This is a genomic window from Desulfurellaceae bacterium, from assembly GCA_021296095.1.
Classification (GTDB): domain Bacteria; phylum Desulfobacterota; class Binatia; order Bin18; family Bin18; genus JAAXHF01.
On the sequence record JAGWBB010000158.1, the window covers coordinates 1 to 2,925 of the forward strand.

Below are 2,925 nucleotides of genomic sequence, written 5' to 3' on the forward strand. Positions count from 1 at the left end.
CGGCAATGTCCTGATGTCCGGTCTGGGCCGAGCCGTCCAGCCACTGACAGCCGGTCGAAAACAGGCCCCACAGCAGCACGCAGTGACAGGCGAGCAGGTGCCGGCCGCGGCCCGGAGCGCCTCCCCGTGGGCGTCCGCCCCGCTGCATCCCCCGGTGGGACCTCACAGCATCACATCCCCACCGTTAGGGCTGAGGCACTGACCGACAAAATGCCGCGACTCGTCCGAGGCCAGAAACACATAGGTCGGGGCGATTTCGTCCACCGTGGCCAGCCGACCCTTGGGAATGGCGGCTCGAATCGCCTCGATCGCCTCTTTTTTAAGACCCTCGACCAGAGGGGTGTGGGTGGCACCCGGTGCCACACAGTTGGCGTTGATATTGCGCGTACCGATTTCGTGCGACAGCGAGCGGGTAAAGGCGATGATGGCGGCTTTGGCCGCACAGTAATGGCTGAGTCCCGGTGCGCCCTTATAGGCCAGTTGGGAGGCGGTGCTGATAATCCTGCCGGAGTTCTGCCGATACATCAGGGGCAGCACCAGACGGGTGCACAGAAAGACGCTGCGCAGGTTGACGGCCAGCATCTCATCCCACATGGCGACCGACATCTGCTCGACCAGGCTGGCCGTGCCGATCCCGGCATTATTGACCAGGATATCGATCCGTCCGTAGGTCTGGACGCTGGTGTCGATCAGACCCTGGACCTGCTCTTCCTGGGACACGTCGGCGCGGACGGCGATCACCCGCCGGCCTGTGGCGGCAATCTCCTCCTGGACGTGGGTGACGTTTTGCAGCTGGCTGCCGTCGGGGTAGTTGAGGACCAGGTCGGCGCCCTGCTCGGCAAAGGCCAGGGCGACCGTCTTGCCGATGCCGCTGCTGGAGCCGGTGACCAGGGCGATCTTGTTGTCGAGCTTGCCCATCGTATCTCTCTCCTCAGGCCGCCCGCTTCTTGACCCCATTGGCGGCCCAGTTGTCCGGCAGGCTGGGCGGCGTGGGCGGCTCCAGACCGGTCTCGTGTTTGCAGCGGGCCAGCAGCTCGGACAGCGGCGGACCGAAGTCAAAGGTGGGGCGCTCGCCCCGCTCCTCGGCCAGCTGTTCACGCAGCCGACGGCTGGCGTCCTGATCGACCTGGCCGGTGTCCGGGTCAAGCACGACCCCGTAGTCGCGCCGCGCCTTGTCAGCCGACACCAGCTCCCGGGCCACATCGCTGCGGACCTTCTCGGCCTCGCGCTGCAGCGGGTCTCCCCAGCCGCCGGCGCCGGCCGTCTGATAGATCAGCTGGTCGCCCGGCTCGACCTTGATCTGGTCGCACTTGGAGGGCAGGACCTCCCGGCTGCCGTCGGTCCGAATCAGAATCTTGGTCGACCGCATGCCCGGCTTGCCGCCCAGGATGCCCCACGGCGGGGTCAGCCAGCGGTCGTCGTGAATGGCGATCTCGCCGGGTTCCAGAAAGGTATACCATTTGTCGATGCCGTTGCCGCCGCGGTGCAGGCCGGCGCCGCCGGAATCCATCACCGAGGCGTAGCGATCCACCCGCAGCGGGCAGTAGCTCTCCAGATACTCGGTCGGGATATTGGTGAACAGCGGCCACCACGAGTGACCGTCGATGCCGTCACCGACCGGCCGGCCCGGAATGCCGCCATAGCTGATCTCCATGATGAAGAAGAACTCCCCGTTTTTGTCGGTGCCGCTGTACAACAGGTGGGGGCTGGTGCCGTAGCCGGCGGCCGTGGTCAGCTCGGGACTCTTCTGGCCTAGGCAGCCGCCCATGACATCGAACAGCCGGGCCAGGGCGTGGGTGCGGCAGCCGAGCGGCGCCGGGAACTTGGGATGCAGCAGGCAGCCGTCGGGCAGCCGCGATTCGATCAGGTCGTAGAAGCCGTCGTTAAACAGAATCTGGGGGTCGTAGACCATGATCAGGTAGACGCCGATGAACATCTTGAACATGCCCTCGTTCAGGTAGAAGTTGATCGGCCCGGCCGCCTGCGGGTCGGTGCCGGTCCAGTCGAAGACGGCCTTGTCCCCCTCGCGCCAGATGGTGAGTTTCATTTTGAACGGACCGTTGCCCAGCCCGTCGTCGTCCACATAGTCCTCGAAGGACTGCGGCTCGGTCGAGATGTTACGCTCGATAAGCGTCTGCATGGCCCGCCGGGTGCGGTCGAGCAGGGCCTGACAGGCGGCCAGATAGGTGTCGCGGCCGAACCGCTCGCACAGTTCCTTGATCCGCTGCTCGGCGGTTTTGCAGCCGGCCACGATTCCCATCAGATCCGAGCGGTTCATGACCGGGATGCGGACGTTGTTGAGGATCAGGTTCAGGATGTCCTCGTTCAGCTCGCCCTTCTCGAACAGTTTGACCGGCGGGATGCGCAGCCCCTCGCCAAAGATCGACGTGGCGTTGGTCGGAAAGGAGCCGGGCAGGGGACCGCCGACATCCATCTGGTGACCGAACATCGAGGTCCAGCCGATCAGTTCATCGCCGTCAAAGACCGGGACGAGGATCAGAAAATCGTTGATGTGCGAGATCGCGCCGCCGCACAGATACGGGTCGTTGAGCAGGATGACATCGCCGGGGTAGATCGGACGGTCGAAGCTGTCCATCATCTCCCGGATATACGAGCCGAACTGACCGACGACCATCCGGCCGTTGGGATCGCAGATCATCGGAAACTCGTCGTGCTGCTCCCGAATGACCGGCGACATGGCGGTGCGGTACAGCACTGCGTCCATCTCGTAGCGGTAGTTCTTGAGCGCGCTCTCAATAATATCGAGGGTGACCGGATCGACCTCCAGGTCTGGAATTGTTGCGATGGTAACGTCGCGCATAAAACTACTCCTCTTGTGTGGCGGTCCTGTTCAGCTAGCAGATACGGCGCGCCAAGAAAAGGAAACGCCGTCCGGTGGGGCGCAGAACTCCCGCAGGCTTTCTC

At 64.2% G+C, this 2,925-nt stretch carries 2 protein-coding genes; both read right to left on the minus strand.

The features are described from left to right. Positions 1-162: 162 nt before the first annotated feature. Positions 163-918 carry a 3-oxoacyl-ACP reductase FabG gene (locus J4F42_22025; protein ID MCE2488201.1) on the minus strand — a complete coding sequence of 252 codons (756 nt, stop codon included), beginning with the start codon at positions 916-918 and terminating at the stop codon, positions 163-165. A gap of 13 nt (positions 919-931) precedes the next feature. Continuing rightward, entirely contained in the window at positions 932-2,821 is a 1,890-nt protein-coding gene (locus tag J4F42_22030; protein MCE2488202.1) for a hydantoinase B/oxoprolinase family protein, read from the minus strand. Between the last annotated feature and the right edge of the window lie 104 nt (positions 2,822-2,925).